We start from the raw sequence: 22,174 nt of genomic DNA, 5'->3' as shown, positions 1-22,174 counted from the left end.
GAATATGAGCAAACAGCTGGATTCCGGCGTGATCTGGGAAAACCTCAGCGGTGATTACGAGGATGTTCTGTATCATCGGGCAGAAGGTATGGCCAAGATTACCATTAACCGCCCGGAAAAGCGTAATGCGTTTCGACCACAGACCATAGTAGAAATCCAGAAGGCTCTGGAGTCAGCACGTTTTGATGAGTCGGTGGGGGTGGTGATTCTGACCGGTGCTGGCGATCTGGCATTCTGCTCTGGTGGTGACCAGGGTGTTCGCGGTGATTCTGGCTACAAGGATGATAAGGGGACTCATCATCTCAATGTTCTCGATCTTCAACGCCAGATCAGGACCTGTCCAAAGCCAGTGATTGCCATGGTTGCCGGTTATGCTATTGGTGGTGGTCATGTCCTGCATCTGGTCTGTGATCTGACTATTGCTGCAGATAATGCCCGTTTTGGTCAGACAGGCCCTAAAGTGGGCTCATTCGATGGTGGTTATGGCGCCAGCTATCTGGCACGTGTCGTTGGACAGAAGAAAGCCCGGGAAATCTGGTTCCTCTGTCGTCAGTATGATGCTAAACAGGCGGAAGAAATGGGACTGGTCAATACCGTTGTGCCTTTGGAAGCGCTGGAGCGTACAACCGTAGAATGGTGTCGTGATATTCTGCGGCATTCTCCATTGGCGCTTCGCTGTCTGAAATCAGCCATGAATGCCGACTGTGATGGTCAAACCGGTCTTCAGGAATTGGCTGGTAACGCGACCCTGCTGTTCTACATGAGTGCAGAGGCACAGGAAGGACGTGATGCGTTTCTGGAAAAACGTCAGCCAGATTTCAGCCGCTTTGGTCGTAATCCCTGAAGCCACTATCCTGAAAGATCAATGAAAGAGTGTAAAGCCGATATCCTGAGGTATCGGCTCCCTTTAAAACAGCCGTTATTACTAAAGCATTCCCTGTTGAATGAGCGGGAAGGGCTGGTTTTGCGTTTGCGTAGTGGTGATCGCTATGGTTATGGCGAAGTAGCCCCGCTGCCCGGGTTTAGCCGTGAGAGCCTTTCAGAAGCTGAAGAACAACTTCAGGTATTCTGCCGGGCATTTAATGATCGCAGTGTTAAGCCTTTATCTTTCAATGATTTGGAGAATTGTGCTTTTCTCTCAGATGGACTGCCGTTATTGTCAATGCCGTCGGTGATATTTGGTATTGAATCCGCACTGTGGTGGTTGGAGCAGAATCATTGGTTTGCCCCTCCGGAAATCGGACCACTTTTGCAGGGTACCACCGAACAGATTCTCCACCGGCTGGAACAATGGCAAGGACACTGGCCGAAAGAGTTCAAGTTGAAGATAGGACGCGACTCAATTGAAGACGACTGTGTCAGAATTAGCAACGTTCTGCAGACTTTGCCGAAGTCCGTCAATATCAAGTTGGATGCCAATCAGCAATGGACATTGGATCAAGCCATCCGGGTTGCTGCTTCTATTGATGTAGAGCGAATTACTTTTGTTGAAGAGCCGACTGCTCATGTGGCCGAATTTTCAGAACTCTACGAGCAGACTGGCCTTCGCTTTGCCCTGGATGAAACTGTGCAGAACCCGGAATATCTTCTACGACCCATGCAGGGGCTGGCTGCTGTTGTTATAAAGCTGACACTGGTGGGTGGTTTGGCGCGTTGTCGGCACCTGTTGACAACGGCTAAAAGTCTTGGTGTCAGGACGGTTTTCAGTTCTTCTTACGAGTCAGCCATTGGCTTACATATACTGGGGCAGCTCAGCGCTCAATGGACACCAGAGGAGCCGCCGGGGCTGGACACCTCAGCTGTTTTTATCGATAGCCTGACCTCTGACATGATTATTTCCGGGCAGCCGGTTTCCATTAACCACGCTTTTGTCCGTTCGGGAGAGGCAGAGCTGGAAAGAAGCATGGAAGAAAGCCGATGATGAAGACCATTTTCCCTGAATTGCAATACTGCCCATTACGTCATCGAGCCATTCATCAAGGCAGTTGTACCGCGATTCAGCTGGAGGAGGGCTGTGTCACTTTTCGGTTGCTTGATGAACGGGTGGATGAGTGTTGTCGTGTATACCGGGGTCAGGGGATGAGGGTCGGCAGCCGTCTTCTGTTTGTCACCAGTAAACCACTGGATACTGTGGTTGTTGCATTGGCCTGCCTTCGTTCCCAATGGATTTTCTGCCCGGTAAACCCAGCCTTTCCAGAAGAGCAAAGATCAGGGTATCGTGATCGGATTGGCGCTACGCTGGTAGCAGACAGCTCCGGTATCGGTTTTCATGGTTGCCGGACGGCAAAACGACCACGTTCAGAGAGCGCTCTTCGGCCCATTGAGGTCCTTCCTGACGCAGTTTACGATTTGATCGCAACATCTGGAACGACAGGCGTTCCAAAGGCAGTAGCGCACAGTTATAAAAATCATTATTTCAGTGCCCTGGGCTCGATGCATACGTTGCCATTAACCTATGGCGATACCTGGCTATTATCCTTGCCACTGTTTCATGTAGGTGGACTGGCTATTGTTTTTCGTTGCCTGCTTGCGGGTGTCACAATGGTGCTGTTTGAACGCAAACTGCCTCTGGAAGAAATTCTGGCCAGGAAACGATTGACTCATCTTTCTCTGGTGAATACCCAACTGTACAGGCTGGTTCAGTCCGGGTTGTCACTCTATGATGCGGGAGTACGTTATATTTTGCTGGGAGGAGGTGTTGCTTCCCCCAAGCTGGTGGAGGAGGCAAAAGCACAGGGAGTAACGGTTCTGACCACTTATGGCATGACTGAGATGGCTTCCCAGATCTGTGGAGAACCATTGTTTACCGGTAGTGGTGTTACCTCCGGCGCTGTATTGCCATGGCGAAAGGTTCGACTGACAGAGGAAGGTGAGATTCAGGTGTGTGGCGAAACGCTGGCAATGGGGTATTTTCAAAATGGCGTTATTACTCCATTGTCGGATAATCATGGCTGGTTCTACACCGGTGACAAAGGACGCTGGGTCGGTGAGCAGTTACAGGTATGTGGTCGTATGGATAATATGTTGATTTCAGGAGGTGAAAACATTCATCCGGAAGAGATTGAACAGGCTTTGCTGGCTATTCCGGAAATTGTCCAGGCCGTGGTGGTATCCATGACTGATCCTGAGTATGGGCAGCGCCCTGTTGCTTATGTTCAGACTGTGGACGGCACTCTGAATGAATCATTTACAAAAGAGAGGCTGGCAGGCAAGATAGCTAGTTCTCGTCCAAAAACGCATCAGGCAATCATAATTAGATTGTACGTGCGTTTTGATATTTCCTGAAATTCCAGAGAGCCGCAAAAACTCTTCCCTTTTTTTCTCTAATCTGGGACGGATATTGGAGAAAAACGCGAAAAGCAGGCAGAAAACATCCTCCCACCATGCTGGAAAGGTACTTTCATGTAGCGTGGAGGTGGCTATCAGGATGGTGCCGGGTGTCTGGCCAGAATCACCAGGTTGTAACAGACCACCGATAACCAGCAATGAGAATCAAAACGCTCAGAACCCTTGCAGTGGCAACGTGATAGCCCAAAACATCTCTTTAGCCACGAAATTCCCGCTTCAATACCTGCCCGGAAGCGAAAGAGCGTTTTATACACATACTGACTTTTAGTCATCTCTTCGACTTCAAGTCCGCGCTTCTTATTAAAAGCTACATCGCTGATTCCCATGGCCTTGGCTTTTTCCAAATTAGCGCGACACGCGTATCCGCCGTCACCGCTTGTCTGGCGAGGTACACGACCATAAATTTCTTTTTGTCTTTCCATCATCGGAATGAATTGGTCCGAATCCGCTGGGTTACCTTCCTCAATAACCAGGTCCAGGATCAATCGACTTTTTCCCTGAACCAGGTTCAGTTTATGGCCATACTGTACTTGCCGCCTGTCTTTTACGATGATATCCGTATGGGGTTCATACAGGCTAACCACTTTTTCCTGGGCTGGCACCTTTTCACCCTTAAAGACCCTGCGCTCTGTCTGGGAGACTATTGCATCCACCAGGGGTAACAGGTGATCCACATCGGCCTGCCACTTGTCGGCATCATCAGCCAGGAGACACTGCCCCTGCTGACGGGCGTTTGCTAGCGTGACAGTAGCTTCGATAAGTACCTTCCGGGATTTTCGGGTCAACTGCAGCAGTTTTTTATAATGCTGATGCCGCTCTTCTTTGCCAGCGTAGATGCATTTTCTGGCCGCATCTTTTACGGCTCGGTTGTGATGGGTATATTCATAAAGCGGTGTCGCTGTCAGTGTTTGTCCCCGTTCCAGCAGCCGACAAATTTCTTTAACGGAACTGGCTAAAAGATCACTGTCGCAAGGAGGTTTGATATCCGATTCGGTGACTGTGCTGTCAATAGCCACAGTGCGCCCTTTTTCAATACCCTGATCTTTAGCGGTCATTAGCTGACAGTTATTAATCCGTTCCCATGTAGATGCAGTAAGAAGGCTGATGAGCCCATGCAAACTGGAGCGACTGGGGCGCTGGTTTGGTTCGAGGCGACAAAAGTCTCGAAAGAGCATGGAGTCCATCAAAACAAACGACAAGTAGTCATAATCACAATTCAAATACTGTTTCAGGAGTGCCGCACGAAGAACGGATTCTGCTGATAGTCCGTTCCGCCCAGTGTTCTGTTTATCACCAGAACTTAAGTCCTCATAAATCCAGTCATTGAACTGTGGATGGGCGTCAAGCCATTGCGAGATACCGGAAAGCTGGGAGCAGATTTCATGAGGTACGTAATGGAGTTCCATACTACACTGCGGGTTGCGTTTTTTGCGCATTTGGAGTCCTCTGTTTTTGGCAATCCCTTATGTTTCTTGCTCTTGGGAAGTTTAGTCGCCAGATAGCAGTAGGGCTCCACTTAATTTTTCAGGATAAAATCTACAGTTTTCAATTGGTTGTGTTTTTGGACGAGAACTAGCTAAATTCAAATTACCAAAACATATCCATTTATTTCCTGAGCAGGTTGCAGAATCAGGTATCAAGATTAACCGTCGTTTTTTTCAGGCACTTTTGGAATAATAGTACGATACAGGCAGATTTCTGCCGGCAATGTACTAGACTGGACTCCATAAACTTGGTCAAACTGAGTTGCAAAGTGCATTTGGTTTGAATTTAGCGGTCAGACGTTGAAGTTAGAATAATATGAAAAATAATCACATTAGCTACAACGCTCCCAATGGCCTTACCTCCTTTGATGAGACGCTGTCCCGTAATTCTCTGGTAAGGGCTTTTCTTGCAGTAAGACTTCCCCTTGAACTTGCTGCAACGCTTCATAAGAAGGCCATTCATCGAGCAGGTGAAAGGCATGTTCATGACTTGCGCTGGGTAGCTCCCCAGCAGCAGCATATTACCCTCAAATTTCTTGGAAATAGTTATCCTCAGCAATTACAGCAGTTAGTTGCTGACCTTGAGAATGATCTGGCTGATTACCATACCTTCGACAGTATGACCGGTTGTTTTCGTTTCTTTCCAAATGGACGAACCCCTCGTGTGCTTGCCCTGGAGATGCATTCAGGACAGGAGTTAAAACGGCTTTCTGATATTTGTGAGCAGGCTGCTGTGCAGTCAGGCTTCAGTCCTGAAACCCGAAGTTTTCGCCCCCATGTTACCCTGGGGCGGTTTAAACACCCTGGGCATGTCGCCCATAGTCAGTATTTTAACCTTCCCAGCTTCCGGATGACGGTTGCTGAGGTGGTATTATTGGAAAGTGTGAGTACATCAATTGGAACTCGATATAAAACACTTTACGTTTTTCCATTGCGACCTCTTGCTATCAGCGCTTAAGAAAATCACTTGATAGCTAATCACCCGGAGGGCGTAATTGACTAAGGTGTGAAATAACTTTGTTCATTCTCGCTGATCTGAAACCTCAGGGCTTTTGTTACACTGATCCAGAAATTTTCCCCACGTTGTTGTATGGTGTTTGATACTTTGTTCCAGCTGATACCAGGGACCGGCAGGGTTTGACTCTTGAGTGATCAAACTGAGATAATTCTGGACTTCTTCGTGTGGCGCAGCAGGCAAGTAGGCGAGTAAGCGCCTGATGTCATTCCGGATAATTTTGCCCTCCTGATGGACTCTGGCAAGATAGGGTTGGATCTTTTCTCGATAAAACAGGCGAAAAACATTATGCAGTCTCTCTTTTTCAGCAGGGTTTGATGCGGGGCAAACAGATCCTTTTTTCAGGCGTAGCTCCAGTATATTAGCTGCATTGCTCAGAGTCTGGCTTAAAGCTGCAGCGGAGTAGATGAGTTCCCCCAGGTATCGTGAAGCGGAAACCTGTTGCAAGTGACTCTCCAGATCGCTCAGGGTATAGGGGGCGTCAAGTGTTTGATCGGGGAGTAGCCCGGAAAGATAGTTAAGTGCTTCGCGAGTGCCCTCGAAGCCCGTCTGGCCATCAGCTGGTAACAACCTGCCCTGACTGTTCAACTGTTTGCTGAACTCGGTATTGGCAAATACCAGATTCCACTCAATGGTTGGAAATGTTGCCTGTTTTTTGATGAGTACCTCTTGAAGTTTGGTAATGCCTTCCTGATCTTCATTCGTTTGGCGTAAGGAGCCTATGCACTGTGGAATCAATGATAACAGGGTTTTCTCATAGAAATAGTGTTGAGAGGGAAGCATCTGCTTGCCGAGACTGCTATTCCGATAAGCCACAGCTTGACTGAGTGCTGGACACTTAAGCAAATCCAGTGCTTCCAGTGCTTTTATACGAATGTCTGGAACCGGGTAAGCACGTAGCCTCAATGGCGGCAATGCAGGTATGGATATATCGGGTTCAGGGGGATCGATATCGGTAACCCGGTTAAGGCGATTGGTGTACTCCTCAAGGAAGTAGTCTGGCGAGGAGTGATCCGAGCATCCAGCGAGCATGAGAACAGCGAGTGGTAACAGGGCTGGAAACCGTTTTGCAGTTATCTTGATCACTGGACCCTCGGTCAGGGATGCTGTTTTTGAGGCTTTCATGTTGGTATAACATAACCGGCGTATTATTTTTAGCTTTTTTAGGGTGCTGCGCTGACTGTTAATGAAAACAATTTTTTAAACATTTTTTATGAAACATCTTTTATGAAAATAGTAGCTGATGAAAATATACCTCTGCTGATGGAATGCTTTGGGGCGATGGGGGAGGTGGTTGCATTGCCAGGCCGGAGTATTTCACCGGAGGATGTGCAGGATGCAGATGCCTTGTTGGTACGATCGGTAACTAAAGTCAGCAGGCAACTGGTAGAAAACAGTTCACTTAAATTTGTGGGGACGGCTACGGCAGGCTTTGATCATATAGATCGGGAGTATCTGGCCAGCCAGGGCATTGCTTTCCACCATGCTCCGGGTTGCAATGCCACGGCAGTGGTTGAGTATGTCTTGGCTGCTTTGGATATTCTGGCAGATCGTGACCGTTTTGAACTTTGGGATCGAAAAGTCGGTATCATTGGCAAGGGGGAAGTAGGCGGTCGTCTGTATCAATTGATGGAGAGTCTTGGAGTAGAGGTTTGTGCTTGTGATCCTTTGCTGGAATCGCAAGCGGGTAACGGTGATGATAGTCGCTATGTCAGTGTTGATAAACTGATTGAGTGTTCGGATGTCATTTGCCTTCATACACCGCTGACGCTAGATGGCCCTTATCCAACTCATTATCTGATCGGTGAACAGCAACTGCAGGCGATGAAACCCGGAACGGTTTTGATTAATGCCGGACGTGGCCCTGTGATTGATAATGCTGCCTTGAAGAGGTGTCTGTATGAGCGTGAAGATCTAACAGTTGTGCTGGATGTCTGGGAGCATGAGCCTGATGTGGATCCGGAACTGATGGCTCGGGTAGATATTGCCACTCCCCATATTGCCGGTTATAGCCTGGATGGGAAAATTCGTGGCACGGAGATGGTATACAAAGCGCTATGTCAGCATTTTGGTTTTCCGGCCAGGGTTCGACTACCTGCTATTACGCCGTTGCCGGTGCTGAAACAAATGAAGTTCAATGAGGGAATGACTTTTTCAACAACCTGTTCAAAAGCAATCCGCTCTGTTTACGACATCCGTCGTGATGATGCGGTGATGCGAAAAAGGCTGATGGGGGCTGATAAGTCTCAACGCAAGCTGAAGTTTGATTTACTCCGTAAAGAGTACCCGGAACGTCGGGAGTTCAGTACGCTACGCGTGGAATTGAAAAACTGTACGTCAGAGTTAGTGCATGTTTTTCAGGCATTGCAGTTTAAGATTGGAGATGAACTCTGAATGGAGTTCATTCTTTTCTAGATAGTCAAAAAGTCCTGCCAGCAAACCAGCAGCGTTTTAAAATCATCCAGCCCGCAGTGACTGATGGATTCATTGTCGTAATAGTCCAGCTCTTCCATTTCATCACCGTCCATTTCGGTATCCAGAAGTGCTGCGTGAACCTCCGCGTGACTGCGTGTCAGATGAAGGCAGTAGTCACTTCCATCATCAAAATATTCCCAACGCTGCCCTTTCTCCAGGCTATCGATAACCTGTAACAGATGCTCCAGCTGCTGCCTGTTACTGCCCAGCTCTTCGGTCAGCCAGATGCCCATGGCTTCATGATCCACAGATAACTGGGCTTCAGGTCGCCCAGAATAATTGCGCTGGAAATGATAGTCCATAGTTTGTGATATCAGAGAAACCAATAAAAATCGTGGGCTATTTTAGGGGGCTGGGTAGGTTTGCCAATAAGTAGTTCAATCAAAAATGAATCTAAGTGCACCATTATGATTTGTGTGACTGTGAGCTTGGTCAGAATTGAGCAAACTGGGGGCAAGTGCGGATTTCTGTTTGGCAACGGAGTGTTGAAGTATTTATGCTAACAATGGCCTTTTACAGATGATAGAGTCTTACCCTAATCAGACTTTAGTAGACTTGTTGATAATCATAAAAACAGATTAAAGAACGGACTTTCCTGCGCCTGAGTTGGCATAGGGATAGAATAAAAATGAAGTAACTGTTCAGCACCCCCACATAAATCTGGAATTTTCTGATTTTTATACCATCCTCTTAAGCACCATTTTTCCACAATATTCGCCAGCATGATTCCAGAACTACCCGCAACTATGTCGGCTGAGATTCTCTTGAAAGAGAATGCAGAGCTGCGGATGAGAGTTGCCTGTCTGGAAGAGCGATGTCGAGAATTGGAAGAAAAGGTTGGCAAGAACAGTCAAAACAGCAGCAAGCCGCCATCGTCTGATGGTTATCAAAAACCTTGTAAAAACAGTAATTCTCCAGATCATTCTGACGACCTTTCCGCAGATAAAGGTACCGATCCATCGGATGAAAAACCCAATCCTAAAAGTCTGAGACAGTCTTCTGGTAATAAAGCCGGTGGAAAGAAAGGGCATCAGGGCACTTGTCTTAAACAGGTCGATATCCCTGACTATATTGAGTACCTTCCAGTTAAAGAATGCAATAAATGTCAGGCGTCTCTTCTTGATAGTGAGCCGGTCAAATATATTGAACGACAGGTGTTTGAACCAGGGAGACCGGGTGAATTTGAAGTAACGGCCCATAGAGCTGAAGTAAAAATCTGCACTTGTGGTTGTCGGAATCAGGCTGAATTCCCGGAAGGTGTTACCGCTGCCGCACAATATGGCTCAGCCACACAGGCTATGGCCGTCTATCTTAACCAATACCATTTCCTGCCTTTTAAGCGCGTGTCAGAGTATTTTAATACTCTCTATAAAATGAGTGTAAGTGCAGGCACTGTCGCCAATTTTGTGGCCAGAACCTATGAAAATCTGGCTTCTACTGAAGAGGTTATTCGTGACGCCTTGCGGGAATCGTCTGTTGCCGGAGCCGATGAAACGGGTATGCGGGCCGAGGGCTCTTTGCACTGGCTACACGTTATGCGGGATGAACAATGGACGCTCTACTACTTGTCTGAAAAGCGAGGTCGTGAGGCCATGGACACGATGGGCATACTGCTAACATTTGCAGGCGTTCTGGTTCATGATCATTGGAAATCCTATTTTGCATATGCGGCAACTCACGTACTTTGCAATGCCCATCACCTGAGGGAGCTTTTGGGTGTTGTTGATAGGGACAGCAATCAACTGGCGTTGCGATTGATGAAGCTACTGAGGCTTTCCTGGCATTACTGCAAGGGCTTTAAGACCATAGGTATGCTACAGATGCCAAGTGTTGTCTGTGAACGAATCGAGAAGATTTATGACCGGTTGCTTCAGCGGGCTCTAATGAAAGAAGTCGTCTATATGGAGAAGCAACGAGAGGAGCTTAAGCGCAAGAAAGTCAAGAATACTAAAGCTTACAATCTCTTCAAACGACTCACTGAGTTCAAGGCTGAGACACTGCGCTTCATGTCAGATTTTACCATTCCCTTCGATAACAATGGCAGTGAGCGGGATGTTCGAATGGCCAAGTTAAAGCAGAAAATCTCAGGCTGCTTCAGGAGTGCAGACGGTGGTTCTATGTTTGCACGGATTCGCAGCTATTTGTCGTCTGCCAGAAAACAGGGAATGGACATATATCAATCACTTCATAGAGCTGTTCGGAATTACTGTAATATGCCTTTGCTCAGTGCTGAATAGTTACAAAATGAAGATTTACTTGGAAGCAATCCAGGAAATAAGAGCACTTGTCGAACAGAATGAAATCAGAGATAAGCAGGATATCGAACAATATCTCGATCGCTGTTCAGAGCTTTGCCCTGTTGCAGAGGGTGTTTATGCCACCGTTTATAACCTTCCCGATGAGCCGGATAAGGTGGTTAAGGTGTGCCCTGACAAGAAAGATGGGTATTACCTTTTTGCCAGATGGTGCATGACACCGGAAAATCAGAGTAACCCACACCTTCCGGTTATTCACCGTGAAGATGTTATTACACTATCCTGCGGGATGGTGGTTCGCGTATACGTGGTTGAGCGTCTTTCAGACTTTACCGATGATGGGACGCGGGCAACACAGCCTCAGCATTTTCATGACTATGACTTTGGCCTTTTATGGAGCTGTTTCAAGGCGGTCATGCAGTCTTTTGGAATGGATAACAGTGATTTCCCTGAAAAAATCAAAACTCTGGAAGTGTTTATTGAGAAGATCAAAGGATCAAGTTCTAATCTGGCAAAAAGAGCGGACAACGATATCTCGGATGTTGTTGATGACCGTGTCATTGAGTCCCATCAAGCGTTTCTGGAAACGCTCTTTGATGTATTAACCCAGTTATCAACGGTGGGCTCAATGGATCTTCACGGCGGTAACTTTATGCTTCGTGACGATACGGTTGTGATTACTGACCCGATTGCTCATCAGTATATGGCATGAAATAAAGCGCTTGATTATCAGAGTTTCCTGAGGGCTATAATCAGGGATTATTATTGACTGTATGAGTGACGTCATTTTTCCAGAAAACTAAGACTAAGCTGAAGGCGATAATATCGACATATTGAGCTAATGGTGTTTTCGGCTTTAGTTCTGATTTTCTGCAGTTCGTCCTTATTTGGTAGGGTATTGTTATGGATGGTTATTTCTATATTTATCCATAGCCATCTGCCAAGCCAGATCATGCTAATATCGATATGCCGAGTGTCCCACAGTTCAGAAATTGCATTTCTTGTCGACTCTAAAAGCTCTTGTGTAGCAACGTCTTTTAACAGCAATTGTTTAAAATTTTTTCGCAGTGTCTTCAGCGGTAGCCGGATTAAAAAAAACAGCAGCAATATGGTCAGTAGGGAGTCGATATAAGGGGTGATCGGGTGACAATTCCCCAGATGGTATGCTAATGCAAACGCAGTAGCAGCAGCAGCGCCGACAGCCGCATCGACCAGCCATTCCTGAAATTCAAAATAGATCAGCGGTGATGGTTTTGAGCGATGAAGCAGAAAAAAAAGTGTCGCTGTAGCCCCTCCGATGATTGTTGAAAAAATCTCATAAGCCAGGGCAAGGTCAAACTCTGGTATATAACCTCCCATGAGGAGTTTACCAGTAGAAAAATACAGCAAGGCAAGGCACAGTCCCAGCAAAATGATGCTTTCAAAAAACAGCATTAATGGTTCAAGGGTTGGATAGCCATAAGGGCTTTCAGCCGATGGAGGCAGCTTGACCATCTGGGATATCCGCACATTTGCCATCATGGTCAATGTACAAAGCAAAGAATAACAGCCGTCCAGAAGTACAGCATTTGAACGGCTGTAGAAAGCGACGAGAATACCTGTCATACCAAAAAAAAGTTCAAGTACGACAGAACAGCGCAAAATGTTGAGTTCATTTAGCGGTAGCCACTGGCACATATTTTGCCCATCATAAAACTTTCAGGCGCGTGAGAATGCACTCTTTGCAATCTTCAGAGAAAGAGGTGTTATTGCTGTTCTTTTGAAATTTGGACCTCCAAAGCTGGTAACCTGGTTCTCGATGCCCGAGGAATGACAAGCTGCGTCCTTAAATTGCAAGTCAACAGAGCATCAAGCGTAAGGATGTTCCGTCGCCATTGTGCGACTTGTTCAATGTCATGCCGAAATAGTATGAATCAACTTAAAGGCTCTTTTCCAATTCCAGACTGCTATGTAACCAGCAAGTTGACTAAGGGCTGAAGAAGACTTTTGCCTCTTCGGCCAATATTATGCAAAAACTCAAAAAAGCCAAGGTAAAGGGGTAAAGCCTCTTGGGATATTCCCCTGTGAGGCCTTAGCCACGAGCGTAGAAGTGACCAAAACCCCTCCATAGTATTAACATGCACCTCGTAAATACCGTCTTTGTCATCATCACGAGCATACTCACCTTTGCCGTGACAGACCGTTTTATGTCTGAAGCCCCAGCTTTCAAGGTCATCATAGATGTTGTATTCATCGGTATAAATCTGGCTCTGTGGGGCTACGTGTTTCTTGATAAATGGTTCGATTGTCGCCTTCTTAACGTTCGACAGCATGTTGATAATGACCTGACCTCCCCTTTGAATCATTCCCAATACCGGCGGTTTGTCTTTTTCAAGAGTCCCACGGCCCGGAGCGCCTTTAAGCCTTCTTTTTCTCGGTGGACGATCCAGATTTTTTTAATGCTTCAGGGTGTCCCTTGTGACCAGCTACAATGTAGACCTCGTCGAATTCAACTTCGCCATCAAGAATCACTTCAGGCTTTCGGTCAACAACACCATTTCGTAAGACTGTGGTCATATGGTGTGCATCACTGACACACAGATCAAGTTCCTGAGCTATCTGGCTGTTGGAGACGTTCAGCCCCATTAAATAGAGACAGGCAATCCAGACTTTGAGTGGTCGGTGGTGTCCTGCGAAAACCGTATTTGTCAGGTCATCGAAGTAGCGCTTACAGGACTTACAGTAATAGTGCTGGCACTCTACCTGCACATTGTCGTGTCCATTCTTTTTGACATTCTCAGAATCACAGTGCGGACAGAGAACAGTGCCATCTGGCCAGCGGTTCTCACGGATCATCTCAAAGCAGGTGTCATTACTGATGAGATCTGAGATTCGGCCTATATTCATGGTCAATGCTGGCGATGGCTAATTATATCCACCAAGGATAGTTCAGCAGTTCGGAATTCGAAAAGAGCCTAGTATGAATCAACTTAAATTGCAGTTTAGTATTCAGCGTCCGCTGATGTTAATGGGCTACAGGGGGCTAGATTATTCCCTCAGGTGTCTCCTCTTCAGGGATTAAGGGATAGCTATCCGGGTTGGGTAGCTGGTAGTGCCACCACTTGGTTCTTAGAGGCTTAAAGCCAGCAATGTTCATCACGCCTGCCAGCAGAAGTCGGTTGCGCTGTGCTTCTTCTGAAACCAGATCGTTGCCATGATGAGCCAGCGGGCGAAAGTCATCAAACATACTACCCATTTCCAGTTCCCGGCCGAAATGGTCAGTGATGGTGAGATCTATAGCAACGCCTCTGCAGTGAGGGCATAGGTCGGATTCCGGGTTACCAACATAATCGGAGTCAGGCATATGTTTAAACAGGGTTTTTTGTGCCAATAATGGGCGAAAGGCATCCCGGATTTTGAGTCTTAGATTGAGTGGTTTTAGCAGTTCAACCGCTTTCAACAGGCATGTCAGAGCGTCAGTATGTAAGTAGCAAAGGTTGCTTTTGTAAACAGGTTTACCGGTGAAATTGTTGCTACTGGCGTAGACGATATCAAGTGTTACCGTATGGCGTTTTTCGCTAAGCAGAACCAGATTGCCGATGTTATTTATCATCATTGGAGTCTCCATACCAAGGCAAAAAGCAAGCATAGTCACTATTTCACAGGTTTCCTGTATTTTTAGCGGGGTATGGGGTTCCGTTCATCCTGAGCCTGCCGAAGGGCGAGAAATCCGGCACCTCATATTGTGCCAGCCATCCTTCGACTCCACTTAGATGAACGGAGACCGGTTCATAACGGCGAAATAATTTTGGGAATCTTCTGAGGCATTTGGCGACAACCTCCTTCTCAGGAATGGCCATAGCGTGTTCTTAGCTGCCGCTTTCCTATAGGCAAGCATTTTTGTCACTGCCGGGTAAACCAAACATATGAACTATCAGTGAACAAATCGGTCTTACATACCAAACGCTTTATTCAGTCAGCACGTTTATGGAAAGTCTTCACCAGTCGGTTCCCAGGTGCATACCACTGACTCGTTGCAAGAAGAACTTTGGTTTGCAATTGGGGCCGCAGTGCAAGGTTTACGCCCTGGCCGTTGTGCATCATGTTTTATGTGCCTGCGGTCAGCTTTTGCCCTACAAAAAGGGTGATAGGAATGCATTAAGCGCGCGTAAAATTGCCAAGTTCTGTGGTTCGGCCGTCGGTGAGATTACTTCGCCCGAGCTGTTCCAGAAAGTGGCCAGCAGGATGGGAATGGCCACCAGTTTACGTGCATATAAAGACCCGGTTGAGATGGTGTTGCTGCTCGACCATGCCTTTCGAGCGGGGTGTCACGTCATTGTTTTTGTCCAGATGGACCGGGACACCAGCAGTCGCCCGGCCTCGTCCGACTGCCAGAGTCAGTGGCTTGAGCACGCTATTGTGGTTGTCGGTTGGAGTTCAGGCACTCTGACAACGCTTAAAGCTAAGGGCGATGTTAGTAAAGTGGAATACAAAACGCTCTTCGTGACCTGTTTTGCCCGATCCGGTGGTGCAGAAGACATCAGCCTGTCCGAGATCTACAACAGCTCCTGCCAGGTGGTGGAACAGAGAAAGCCTGAGCGTTTCTACAAACATTTGACTCTTGATCGTCATGTGCCAGATCGTACTGTCAAGGACTCCTGGCTTGGCATCTGCGATCCATGTCTCAAAGGTGGGGATTCTTGCTACTGGCACGATTTTGATTTTCGTTACCAACATTACCTTAAGCTCCATCGCGAAAAGTATCCGGATTTGCACATATCCTGTGACCTGGACGCCTTATTCGATAGGGCTGCAGCCGGGCTTGTTCCTGGAATTGTTACCCGCGAATCGTTTTCGGATAATGGCAGTTTCAGAAAGAAACTGGTCATAGTCTCTTTGAAAACGACAGATGATTAAATTATGAGAGGGTGGATCTGAAAGGTTGGCAAGCTGAAACTTTTTTCTGCCTGATGGGGTTATAGAACGGATACGAAGAGGTGATTCGTTAATTGATGTTAGCCCTTCAGGTAAATCATCCGAGGGGTGAAAAAGTGCGACGAACTCTTTGTGATGAGCTACTTTGTGATGAGCTACTTAGTGTCAGTGGTATTAGCTCCGGTTTAATAATGGGGTAGTTCATGGCTCCAGGCAGTTGATAGTGCCACCATTCAGTATCTAAAGGGTCGAAGCCGGCAATATTCATGACCCCTGCCAGAAGTAAACGGTTACGCTGCGCCTCTGTAGAAATCTGTTCATTGCCATGGTGTGCCAGGGGACGGAAGTCATCAAATGGTGTTCCCATCTCAAGCTCATGGCCGAAATGGTCAACGATGGTGAGGTCAATTGCTATTCCGCGGCAGTGGCTGCACAAGCCAGTGTCCGGGTTGGAAACGTAATCAGGGTCAGGGAAAAACCTGAATAATTCAGCTTGAGCCGTTTTTGGTCTGAAAGCATCCCATATTTTCAATTTCAAATTCAGGGGGCGCAATAACTCTGAAGCTTGTTTGATTCCCTGTGCGGCCGCTGGGTGAAGATAGCAATCCTGGCTTTTATAAACCGGTTGACCGGTAAAATTATTACTGGTTGCATACGCCAATTCGATGTCAATGCCAAACTCTTCTGCAGTAATCAGTGTCAGCTCAGGGGGCATGGTTGCTTTCATTAAAACGGTCTCACGTTTAAAAACAGTAGCATTGGCTGTGACCCAATAGGGAGGGTTATGTTCAGGGCTTCAAGCGCTGACTTGGTACCGCTAAAGCAGATGGCTCTGGCTAATTATTATTTATCTGAGTTTAGACGAAGCATGGAAAGGAAGAATGGGAATAAATCCGGTATCACTTTTGTAAGTGACACCGGGAAAGAAAAAGAGGAGAAGGTTAACTGCGATCAGCTAAGTGTACGTAGTCACGTTTCGCCTCACCGGTGTATAGCTGACGAGGACGCCCGATACGGTAATCACCGCTGATCATCTCATGCCAGTGAGCAATCCAACCCGGAGTGCGACCGGTAGCAAAGATTACGGTAAACATCTCTGTCGGAATGCCCAGTGCTTTGAGAATAATGCCTGAGTAGAAGTCCACATTGGGGTAAAGCTTCTTCTTGATGAAGTACTCATCTTCCAGAGCGATCCTCTCCAGACGCTTGGCAATCTTGAACAGAGGGTCATCTTCAAGGCCCAGTTCCGTCAGGACTTCGTCACAGGTCTGCTTCATTACTTTGGCGCGAGGGTCAAAGTTCTTGTAAACACGGTGTCCAAAGCCCATCAGGCGGAATGGGTCATCCTTGTCTTTTGCTTTGGCAATATACTCATCGATATTGGCTTCATCACCAATCTCGTTCAGCATAACCAACACCGCTTCATTAGCACCGCCATGGGCAGGACCCCAGAGTGCGGCGATACCAGCCGCAATACAGGCAAATGGGTTGGCGCCGGAAGAGCCTGCAAGACGAACGGTTGATGTGGACGCATTTTGTTCGTGGTCAGCGTGCAACAGGAAGATGCGATCCATGGCTTTTGCCAGAACAGGCTTGACCTCATAGTCTTCACAGGGGGTAGCAAACATCATATGAAGGAAGTTGCCGCCGTAGCTCAGGTCATTTCGTGGATAGATAAATGGCTGGCCAATGGAGTATTTGTAAGCCATCGCAGCAAGCGTAGGCATTTTGGAAATCAGGCGGTAGGCACAGATTTCACGATGTACTTCATTGGTGATGTCCAGTGAGTCGTGATAGAACGCAGAGAGAGCCCCGACAACACCACACATGACCGCCATTGGATGGGCATCACGGCGGAATCCGGAGAACAGGTCACTCATTTGTTCATGGATCATGGTGTGACGCATGATGGTGTTTTCAAACTTTTCCTTTTCCTGGCGGTTGGGGAGGTCTCCATAAAGCAACAGGTAACAGGTTTCCAGGTAATCAGACTGCTCAGCCAGTTGTTCTATTGGATAGCCACGATGAAGAAGAATACCGTTGTCACCATCGATGTAAGTGATTTTGGACTCACAGGATGCAGTGGAAACAAACCCCGGATCGTAGGTGAACAGACCGCTGGAAGTCAGCCCCCTGACATCAACAACATCAGGCCCCAGAGAGCCTGAATAAATCGGTAACTCCAGAGCATGGTCGGTGCCGTCGTCCATGCCGGGAATGGAGAGTAGAGCTTTCTTGTCAGCCATTTATGGCCTCCTGTCATGCCGTTTGGTCTCGTTATAGTTACTTTAGATGGATGCTTTTTGAAAAATGAAGCCACTTTATCTCAAATAAAGCTGGGATCTGAATTAAATATTCGAATTAGGTGTTATTTAGCTTCCTTCTACGGTTCGACCACTATAGAGCGATATATTTTTTTGTCAAACGAACTGAATATGGATGTAATCCGTAGCAAGCATACTGTTTCGGTTTGGTGTATTAGTGGTAAATGCTTATCAAGGTGAGCAATTGTAATTACTTAAGGTAGACATTAAGCCCCACCCACCGCACAAAGGCCTAATCTTGTACGCCCTGAACAACCATCCCGTGCAGGGTGTTCTCGTTTCGCATTATTTCCCCAGAAGTCCAGTAGCTTTTTAATGCATGAGACCAATGACTTTCCTGCATTCATCAACGATGAAATCACATTACCAAACAGGTGAGTCCCACTTTTCATCACCTTGTGCGTCGAGATTTCCTCAATGCTCCCACTTTCACAGAGGTTCGCCTGTGCAGCATGGGCAAGGTACCTTTTCAACGTCACAACCACAAAGGACATCAGAATCAGGCTAAACACCAGTGTCGCTGATTTGGTGTTAAAACGATGCCACCCTGAATAGGATTTGATCTCTTTGAAAATCAGCTCTATCTGCCACCGTAGACGATAGGCCTGGAGCACATCACTCAAGGTGAACTCCACCCGGTTCAGGTTGGTCACAACGAAAACCCACTTCTGTTTTTTGTCATTCCAGCGGACAACCAAGCGGAATGGCCAGGCTTTGAATCCCGGCCATTCTACATCCAGGTCGAGGCACTGGTCTTTGGGGAAGCCAGACAGTACATCCTTCAGTTTTTGTCCTTTGTAGCGATTGAGATTCTTGCCATCCTCCCGTACCGCGCTGAGTATCGTCGGGTTGATACTCTGAGGTGCCTTGCAGATAAAAGAACCCTCCCTGTCATCAATAGCGGCAAAGAGTTCCAGCTCAAAATAACCGGCATCCATTAGCATCAGGATATAGGCCATGGATGTTGGCAGTGGTGGCAGACAGTCTCTTTCTGAACGGGTATCTTCAGTCAGCTGCACCCGCACCAGGTTGTTGGTGAGAAGATCCATTGTCGTATGAAGCTCGACGGCAGCAGGACTGACCGTTGAGAACCTGCCGGGAAATGCTTCTTTCAGGGCATCATAGACAGCTTGTGACGAACCGTCCTGAATCAGAATGTGCTCAAACTCTGAAAATGGACTGTCTTCATCAAACGCCATGACTTTGCGGGAAAATATTTCCAGACACTGCACCCATAGCCACAGGATAAGAGTAGGCAGCGCGTCCTTTTTAGCTTGATTTGCCCAAGAACGATAAGAGACATTCAGCCCCGTCAACTCGTTAAATTTACGGTGTAGATCCGCCTGGGTATCGCAGTTTCCATCACCAGCGAGGGCATCGATCAGTGAGAGGATAAAATCCAAAGGACGGATATCTCGCTGTCGTATAGTAAAACCAAGCTGTTCCGCCATACTTAGGAGTTCTGACCGGTCGAAACAGGTCAACAGTTTTTTTCAACTAATCTACTATTTGCAGTACTCATCTTGTTCAGCCATTGATAATGGTTTCGAAGCTTTATTGTGGCTGTTCAAGGTGGGTTCTGCCGCCGGAAACGAACCTTTTTTGAGCTTAATGTCTACCCTAAGATTGTAATTACCTGTTAGAGTGTATATACTCCGATTCCGAAGGCATAAGGGCTGGTTTACTGAACCCCGGCTTTCATTGAGGGGGAATCGTTTATTCTGCATTCAGCGCTTCCCGCCTGCTTGTCGATAGGGTCCAGAGAACCCGGAAGTTCTTGCTGATTCTGCTGTGTACGCCACCGAGCGTTGGGGCAAAAGAGTGAACACTAAAAGACCTGTCAATCTTGATATTACAACAATCAAACTACCTCTGCCCGCATACACCTCGATATTGCATCGCGTTTCGGGTGTTATCCTGTTTATAGGTTTGGGTTTTCTGCTACACGGATTAGAACTGTCGCTTGCTTCCGAAGAGTCATTTGGCTCTCTCAAGGCATTGCTGTCAGCTCCATTGGCAAAGCTAATAATTTGGGGCGTGCTGTCTGCCTTGATTTACCATTTTGTTGCTGGAGTGAAACATCTTTTGATGGATATGGATGTGGGTGATGGCAAGGAGTCAGGAAGGCTGGGGGCCATTATTACTCTGGTTCTGTCAATAGTGCTGATTATCCTTGCAGGGGTTTGGATATGGTAACCAATATCACCAACTTATCCCGCAGCGGTCTTTATGACTGGATGCTGCAAAGGCTGACGGCAATCATTCTTGCTACCTACTCGGTTTTCCTGTTGGGCTATCTGCTCATCAATCCTGATCTACAGTTCGGCCAATGGGCGAAACTCTTTGATGAAACATGGATGCGGGTTTTTACCCTGCTGGCGTTGGTCTCTATTCTGGCTCACGCCTGGGTTGGTATGTGGACGATTACCACTGACTATTTAAATGATCGTGCTTTTGGCGGTAAGTCCGTTCTAATTCGTTTTCCTATTCAGGTTGTGTGCTTTATTGCCTTGTTCAGTTATGTGATCTGGGGCGTGCAAATTCTTTGGGGGCTTTGATCGATGTCAGCACTTCGTACCCTTACCTATGATGCCATCGTTATAGGTGGTGGGGGCGCAGGCATGCGTGCTGCGCTCCAGCTTACCCAGGGCGGAATCAAAACGGCCTGTGTCAGCAAAGTGTTCCCTACCCGTTCTCATACGGTATCTGCCCAGGGTGGTATTACCTGTGCGATCGCCAGCGCAGATCCTAAAGATGACTGGCGTTGGCACATGTTTGATACGGTAAAAGGCTCTGACTATATCGGTGATCAGGATGCCATTGAGTATATGTGCTCGGTGGGTCCGCAGGCGGTTTTTGAGCTGGAGCATATGGGCTTGCCATTCTCCCGTACCGAAGAGGGTCGAATTTATCAGCGCCCATTCGGCGGCCAGTCCAAAGACTTTGGCAAAGGTGGTCAGGCTGCCAGAACCTGTGCCGCGGCAGATCGAACGGGTCATGCACTGCTTCACACGTTATATCAGGCTAACTTGAAGGGGGGGACGACCTTCCTTAATGAGTGGTATGCCGTTGATTTGGTGAAGAACCAGAAAGGGCAGGTTGCCGGTGTAATTGCCATTGATATTGAAAGTGGTGAAACCGTTTATATCAAAGCTAAAGCAACGGTGATGGCTACCGGTGGTGCAGGCCGTATTTACGCTTCTACCACAAATGCCCTGATCAATACCGGTGACGGTATCGGTATGGCGTTGCGTGCCGGATATCCAATGCAGGATATGGAGATGTGGCAGTTCCACCCTACCGGGATTCATGGAGCGGGTGTGCTGGTGACAGAGGGTTGTCGGGGTGAAGGTGGTTACCTGATTAACAGTGAAGGTGAACGCTTTATGGAGCGTTATGCACCAAACGCCAAAGACCTTGCTGGCCGGGATGTTGTTGCGCGCTCCATGGTTATCGAAATTCTCGAAGGTCGGGGTTGTGGTCCTAACAAGGATCATGTTCTGCTGAAGCTGGATCATCTGGGTGAAGAAACACTCAATCTTCGTTTGCCCGGTATTTGCGAGCTGTCGAAAACCTTTGCTCATGCCGATCCTGTAAAAGTACCAGTGCCTGTGGTACCAACCTGCCACTATATGATGGGGGGGATTCCAACCAATGTTGGTGGTCAGGCTCTTCGTCAGGATGAGGCGGGTAATGATCAGGTTATTGAAGGCCTTTATGCCTGTGGTGAGGCTGCCTGCGTATCGGTTCATGGTGCAAATCGACTGGGTGGTAACTCTCTCCTGGATTTGGTGGTCTTTGGTCGTTCTGCTGGTTTGCAGATTGAGAAAAACCTGAAAGAAGGTTTCGATTTAGTGGATGCTTCTGGCAGTGATGTGGACGCAGCCCTGACCCGACTTGATCGCCTGAACCAATCAGGCAGTGGTGAAAGCGTTGCCAGGGTACGTGCTGATCTGCAAAACACCATGCAGCTCTATTTTGGTGTATTTCGCGAGGGTGAGAGCATGCAGGAGGGTCTCAAGCTGCTGGATGAGTTGGGTGAGCGGCTGGCGAACCTGCACCTCCAGGATAAAAGCCTGGCCTTTAATACGGCCAGGGTTGAAGCGCTGGAGCTGGAAAACCTGTATCAGGTTGCTTATGCAACAGCAGTTTCTGCAGAGGCCAGAAAAGAGTCTCGTGGTGCTCATGCCCGTAATGATTATCAGGGGCGGGATGATGAAAACTGGTTGGCGCACTCGCTTTACTCACCGATTGATAAATCTGTCAATAAGCGTGCTGTTAACTTTGCCCCTGCAACAATGGAGGCATTTCCTCCCAAGGCAAGAAGCTATTAGTTCATAGGTTCAGGGGAGAAAAGAT

22 protein-coding genes are annotated in these 22,174 nt (G+C 47.5%); 11 read left to right on the top strand and 11 right to left on the bottom strand.

The window, feature by feature from the left end:
* Positions 1–4 precede the first annotated feature (4 nt).
* From menB to menE, 3 genes are read left to right on the top strand one after another with little or no spacing between them, the layout of a single operon-like run.
* Positions 5–844, top strand: coding sequence for a 1,4-dihydroxy-2-naphthoyl-CoA synthase (menB, locus tag MJO57_RS20220; protein WP_252018230.1), 840 nt, complete (start codon positions 5–7; stop codon positions 842–844).
* Positions 845–865: 21 nt separating this feature from the next.
* The gene (gene menC / locus MJO57_RS20215) at positions 866–1,921 is read left to right on the top strand and encodes an o-succinylbenzoate synthase (protein ID WP_252018228.1); all 1,056 of its coding nucleotides are present in this window, start codon (positions 866–868) and stop codon (positions 1,919–1,921) included.
* On the top strand, positions 1,918–3,285 hold the full coding sequence (gene menE, locus MJO57_RS20210; protein WP_252018226.1) for an o-succinylbenzoate--CoA ligase: 1,368 nt from the start codon (positions 1,918–1,920) through the stop codon (positions 3,283–3,285). The genes menC and menE overlap by 4 nt, the downstream gene beginning before the upstream one ends.
* 137 nt (positions 3,286–3,422) lie before the next feature.
* On the opposite strand, the gene MJO57_RS20205 is transcribed toward menE, so the two are convergent.
* Positions 3,423–4,784, bottom strand: a complete 1,362-nt coding sequence (locus MJO57_RS20205) for an ISNCY family transposase (RefSeq protein WP_252017318.1) — start codon at positions 4,782–4,784, stop codon at positions 3,423–3,425.
* A gap of 364 nt (positions 4,785–5,148) precedes the next feature.
* Between MJO57_RS20205 and thpR the strand changes: the two genes are divergently transcribed.
* A complete protein-coding gene (gene thpR, locus MJO57_RS20200; protein ID WP_252018224.1) occupies positions 5,149–5,790 on the top strand; it encodes an RNA 2',3'-cyclic phosphodiesterase in 642 nt (213 codons plus the stop codon).
* Positions 5,791–5,853: 63 nt separating this feature from the next.
* On the opposite strand, the gene MJO57_RS20195 is transcribed toward thpR, so the two are convergent.
* Positions 5,854–6,933 (bottom strand): DUF3080 family protein, encoded by a 1,080-nt coding sequence (locus MJO57_RS20195; RefSeq protein ID WP_252018222.1) that lies wholly within the window; start codon positions 6,931–6,933, stop codon positions 5,854–5,856.
* 141 nt (positions 6,934–7,074) lie between these two features.
* On the opposite strand from MJO57_RS20195, the gene pdxB reads away from it, so the two are divergent.
* A complete protein-coding gene (gene pdxB, locus MJO57_RS20190; RefSeq protein WP_252018220.1) occupies positions 7,075–8,241 on the top strand; it encodes a 4-phosphoerythronate dehydrogenase PdxB in 1,167 nt (388 codons plus the stop codon).
* Between the two features lie 17 nt (positions 8,242–8,258).
* On the opposite strand, the gene MJO57_RS20185 is transcribed toward pdxB, so the two are convergent.
* Positions 8,259–8,624 (bottom strand): YacL family protein, encoded by a 366-nt coding sequence (locus tag MJO57_RS20185; protein WP_256491770.1) that lies wholly within the window; start codon positions 8,622–8,624, stop codon positions 8,259–8,261.
* 263 nt (positions 8,625–8,887) lie between these two features.
* Positions 8,888–9,046: a hypothetical protein gene (locus MJO57_RS20180; protein ID WP_252018216.1), complete on the bottom strand. Its 159-nt coding sequence runs from the start codon at positions 9,044–9,046 to the stop codon at positions 8,888–8,890.
* On the opposite strand from MJO57_RS20180, the gene MJO57_RS20175 reads away from it, so the two are divergent.
* Both MJO57_RS20175 and MJO57_RS20170 read left to right on the top strand, forming a co-directional pair.
* Positions 9,045–10,559, top strand: a complete 1,515-nt coding sequence (locus MJO57_RS20175; protein WP_252017330.1) for an IS66 family transposase — start codon at positions 9,045–9,047, stop codon at positions 10,557–10,559. The genes MJO57_RS20180 and MJO57_RS20175 overlap by 2 nt on opposite strands.
* Positions 10,549–11,289 (top strand): hypothetical protein, encoded by a 741-nt coding sequence (locus MJO57_RS20170; protein ID WP_252018214.1) that lies wholly within the window; start codon positions 10,549–10,551, stop codon positions 11,287–11,289. The genes MJO57_RS20175 and MJO57_RS20170 overlap by 11 nt, the downstream gene beginning before the upstream one ends.
* Positions 11,290–11,360: 71 nt before the next feature.
* Here MJO57_RS20170 and MJO57_RS20165 read toward each other — a convergent pair whose 3' ends face one another.
* From MJO57_RS20165 to ddpX (MJO57_RS20150), 4 genes are all read right to left on the bottom strand, one after another.
* Positions 11,361–12,254, bottom strand: coding sequence for a cation transporter (locus tag MJO57_RS20165; RefSeq protein WP_252018212.1), 894 nt, complete (start codon positions 12,252–12,254; stop codon positions 11,361–11,363).
* A gap of 269 nt (positions 12,255–12,523) precedes the next feature.
* The gene (locus tag MJO57_RS20160) at positions 12,524–13,006 is read right to left on the bottom strand and encodes an IS1595 family transposase (RefSeq protein WP_252026893.1); all 483 of its coding nucleotides are present in this window, start codon (positions 13,004–13,006) and stop codon (positions 12,524–12,526) included.
* Positions 12,975–13,463 (bottom strand): transposase, encoded by a 489-nt coding sequence (locus MJO57_RS20155; protein ID WP_252018121.1) that lies wholly within the window; start codon positions 13,461–13,463, stop codon positions 12,975–12,977. The genes MJO57_RS20160 and MJO57_RS20155 overlap by 32 nt, the downstream gene beginning before the upstream one ends.
* Positions 13,464–13,599: 136 nt before the next feature.
* A complete protein-coding gene (ddpX, locus tag MJO57_RS20150; protein ID WP_252018210.1) occupies positions 13,600–14,172 on the bottom strand; it encodes a D-alanyl-D-alanine dipeptidase in 573 nt (190 codons plus the stop codon).
* Between the two features lie 371 nt (positions 14,173–14,543).
* Here ddpX (MJO57_RS20150) and MJO57_RS20145 point away from each other — a divergent pair, with 371 nt between their 5' ends.
* A complete protein-coding gene (locus tag MJO57_RS20145) occupies positions 14,544–15,473 on the top strand; it encodes a hypothetical protein (RefSeq protein WP_252018208.1) in 930 nt (309 codons plus the stop codon).
* Between the two features lie 115 nt (positions 15,474–15,588).
* Here the strand turns inward: MJO57_RS20145 and ddpX (MJO57_RS20140) are convergent, their stop codons facing one another.
* The 3 genes from ddpX (MJO57_RS20140) to MJO57_RS20130 form a co-directional block, all read right to left on the bottom strand.
* Entirely contained in the window at positions 15,589–16,218 is a 630-nt protein-coding gene (ddpX, locus tag MJO57_RS20140) for a D-alanyl-D-alanine dipeptidase (RefSeq protein WP_252018207.1), read from the bottom strand.
* A 214-nt stretch (positions 16,219–16,432) separates the two neighbouring features.
* Positions 16,433–17,737 carry a citrate synthase gene (gltA, locus tag MJO57_RS20135; protein ID WP_252018205.1) on the bottom strand — a complete coding sequence of 435 codons (1,305 nt, stop codon included), beginning with the start codon at positions 17,735–17,737 and terminating at the stop codon, positions 16,433–16,435.
* A 284-nt stretch (positions 17,738–18,021) separates the two neighbouring features.
* Complete coding sequence (locus MJO57_RS20130) at positions 18,022–19,299, bottom strand: IS4 family transposase (RefSeq protein ID WP_256491693.1); 1,278 nt, start codon at positions 19,297–19,299, stop codon at positions 18,022–18,024.
* Between the two features lie 337 nt (positions 19,300–19,636).
* Here MJO57_RS20130 and sdhC point away from each other — a divergent pair, with 337 nt between their 5' ends.
* From sdhC to sdhA, 3 genes are read left to right on the top strand one after another with little or no spacing between them, the layout of a single operon-like run.
* On the top strand, positions 19,637–20,011 hold the full coding sequence (gene sdhC, locus MJO57_RS20125; RefSeq protein ID WP_252027076.1) for a succinate dehydrogenase, cytochrome b556 subunit: 375 nt from the start codon (positions 19,637–19,639) through the stop codon (positions 20,009–20,011).
* Complete coding sequence (sdhD, locus tag MJO57_RS20120) at positions 20,005–20,373, top strand: succinate dehydrogenase, hydrophobic membrane anchor protein (RefSeq protein ID WP_252018203.1); 369 nt, start codon at positions 20,005–20,007, stop codon at positions 20,371–20,373. Before sdhC ends, sdhD begins: the two co-directional genes overlap by 7 nt.
* Before the next feature lie 3 nt (positions 20,374–20,376).
* Positions 20,377–22,149, top strand: coding sequence for a succinate dehydrogenase flavoprotein subunit (sdhA, locus tag MJO57_RS20115; RefSeq protein WP_252018201.1), 1,773 nt, complete (start codon positions 20,377–20,379; stop codon positions 22,147–22,149).
* The last annotated feature ends 25 nt before the right edge of the window (positions 22,150–22,174 follow it).

Origin of the sequence: Endozoicomonas sp. SCSIO W0465, from assembly GCF_023716865.1 — a bacterium.
Lineage (GTDB): Bacteria > Pseudomonadota > Gammaproteobacteria > Pseudomonadales > Endozoicomonadaceae > Endozoicomonas.
This window is presented reverse-complemented; position numbering and strand designations above follow the sequence as displayed.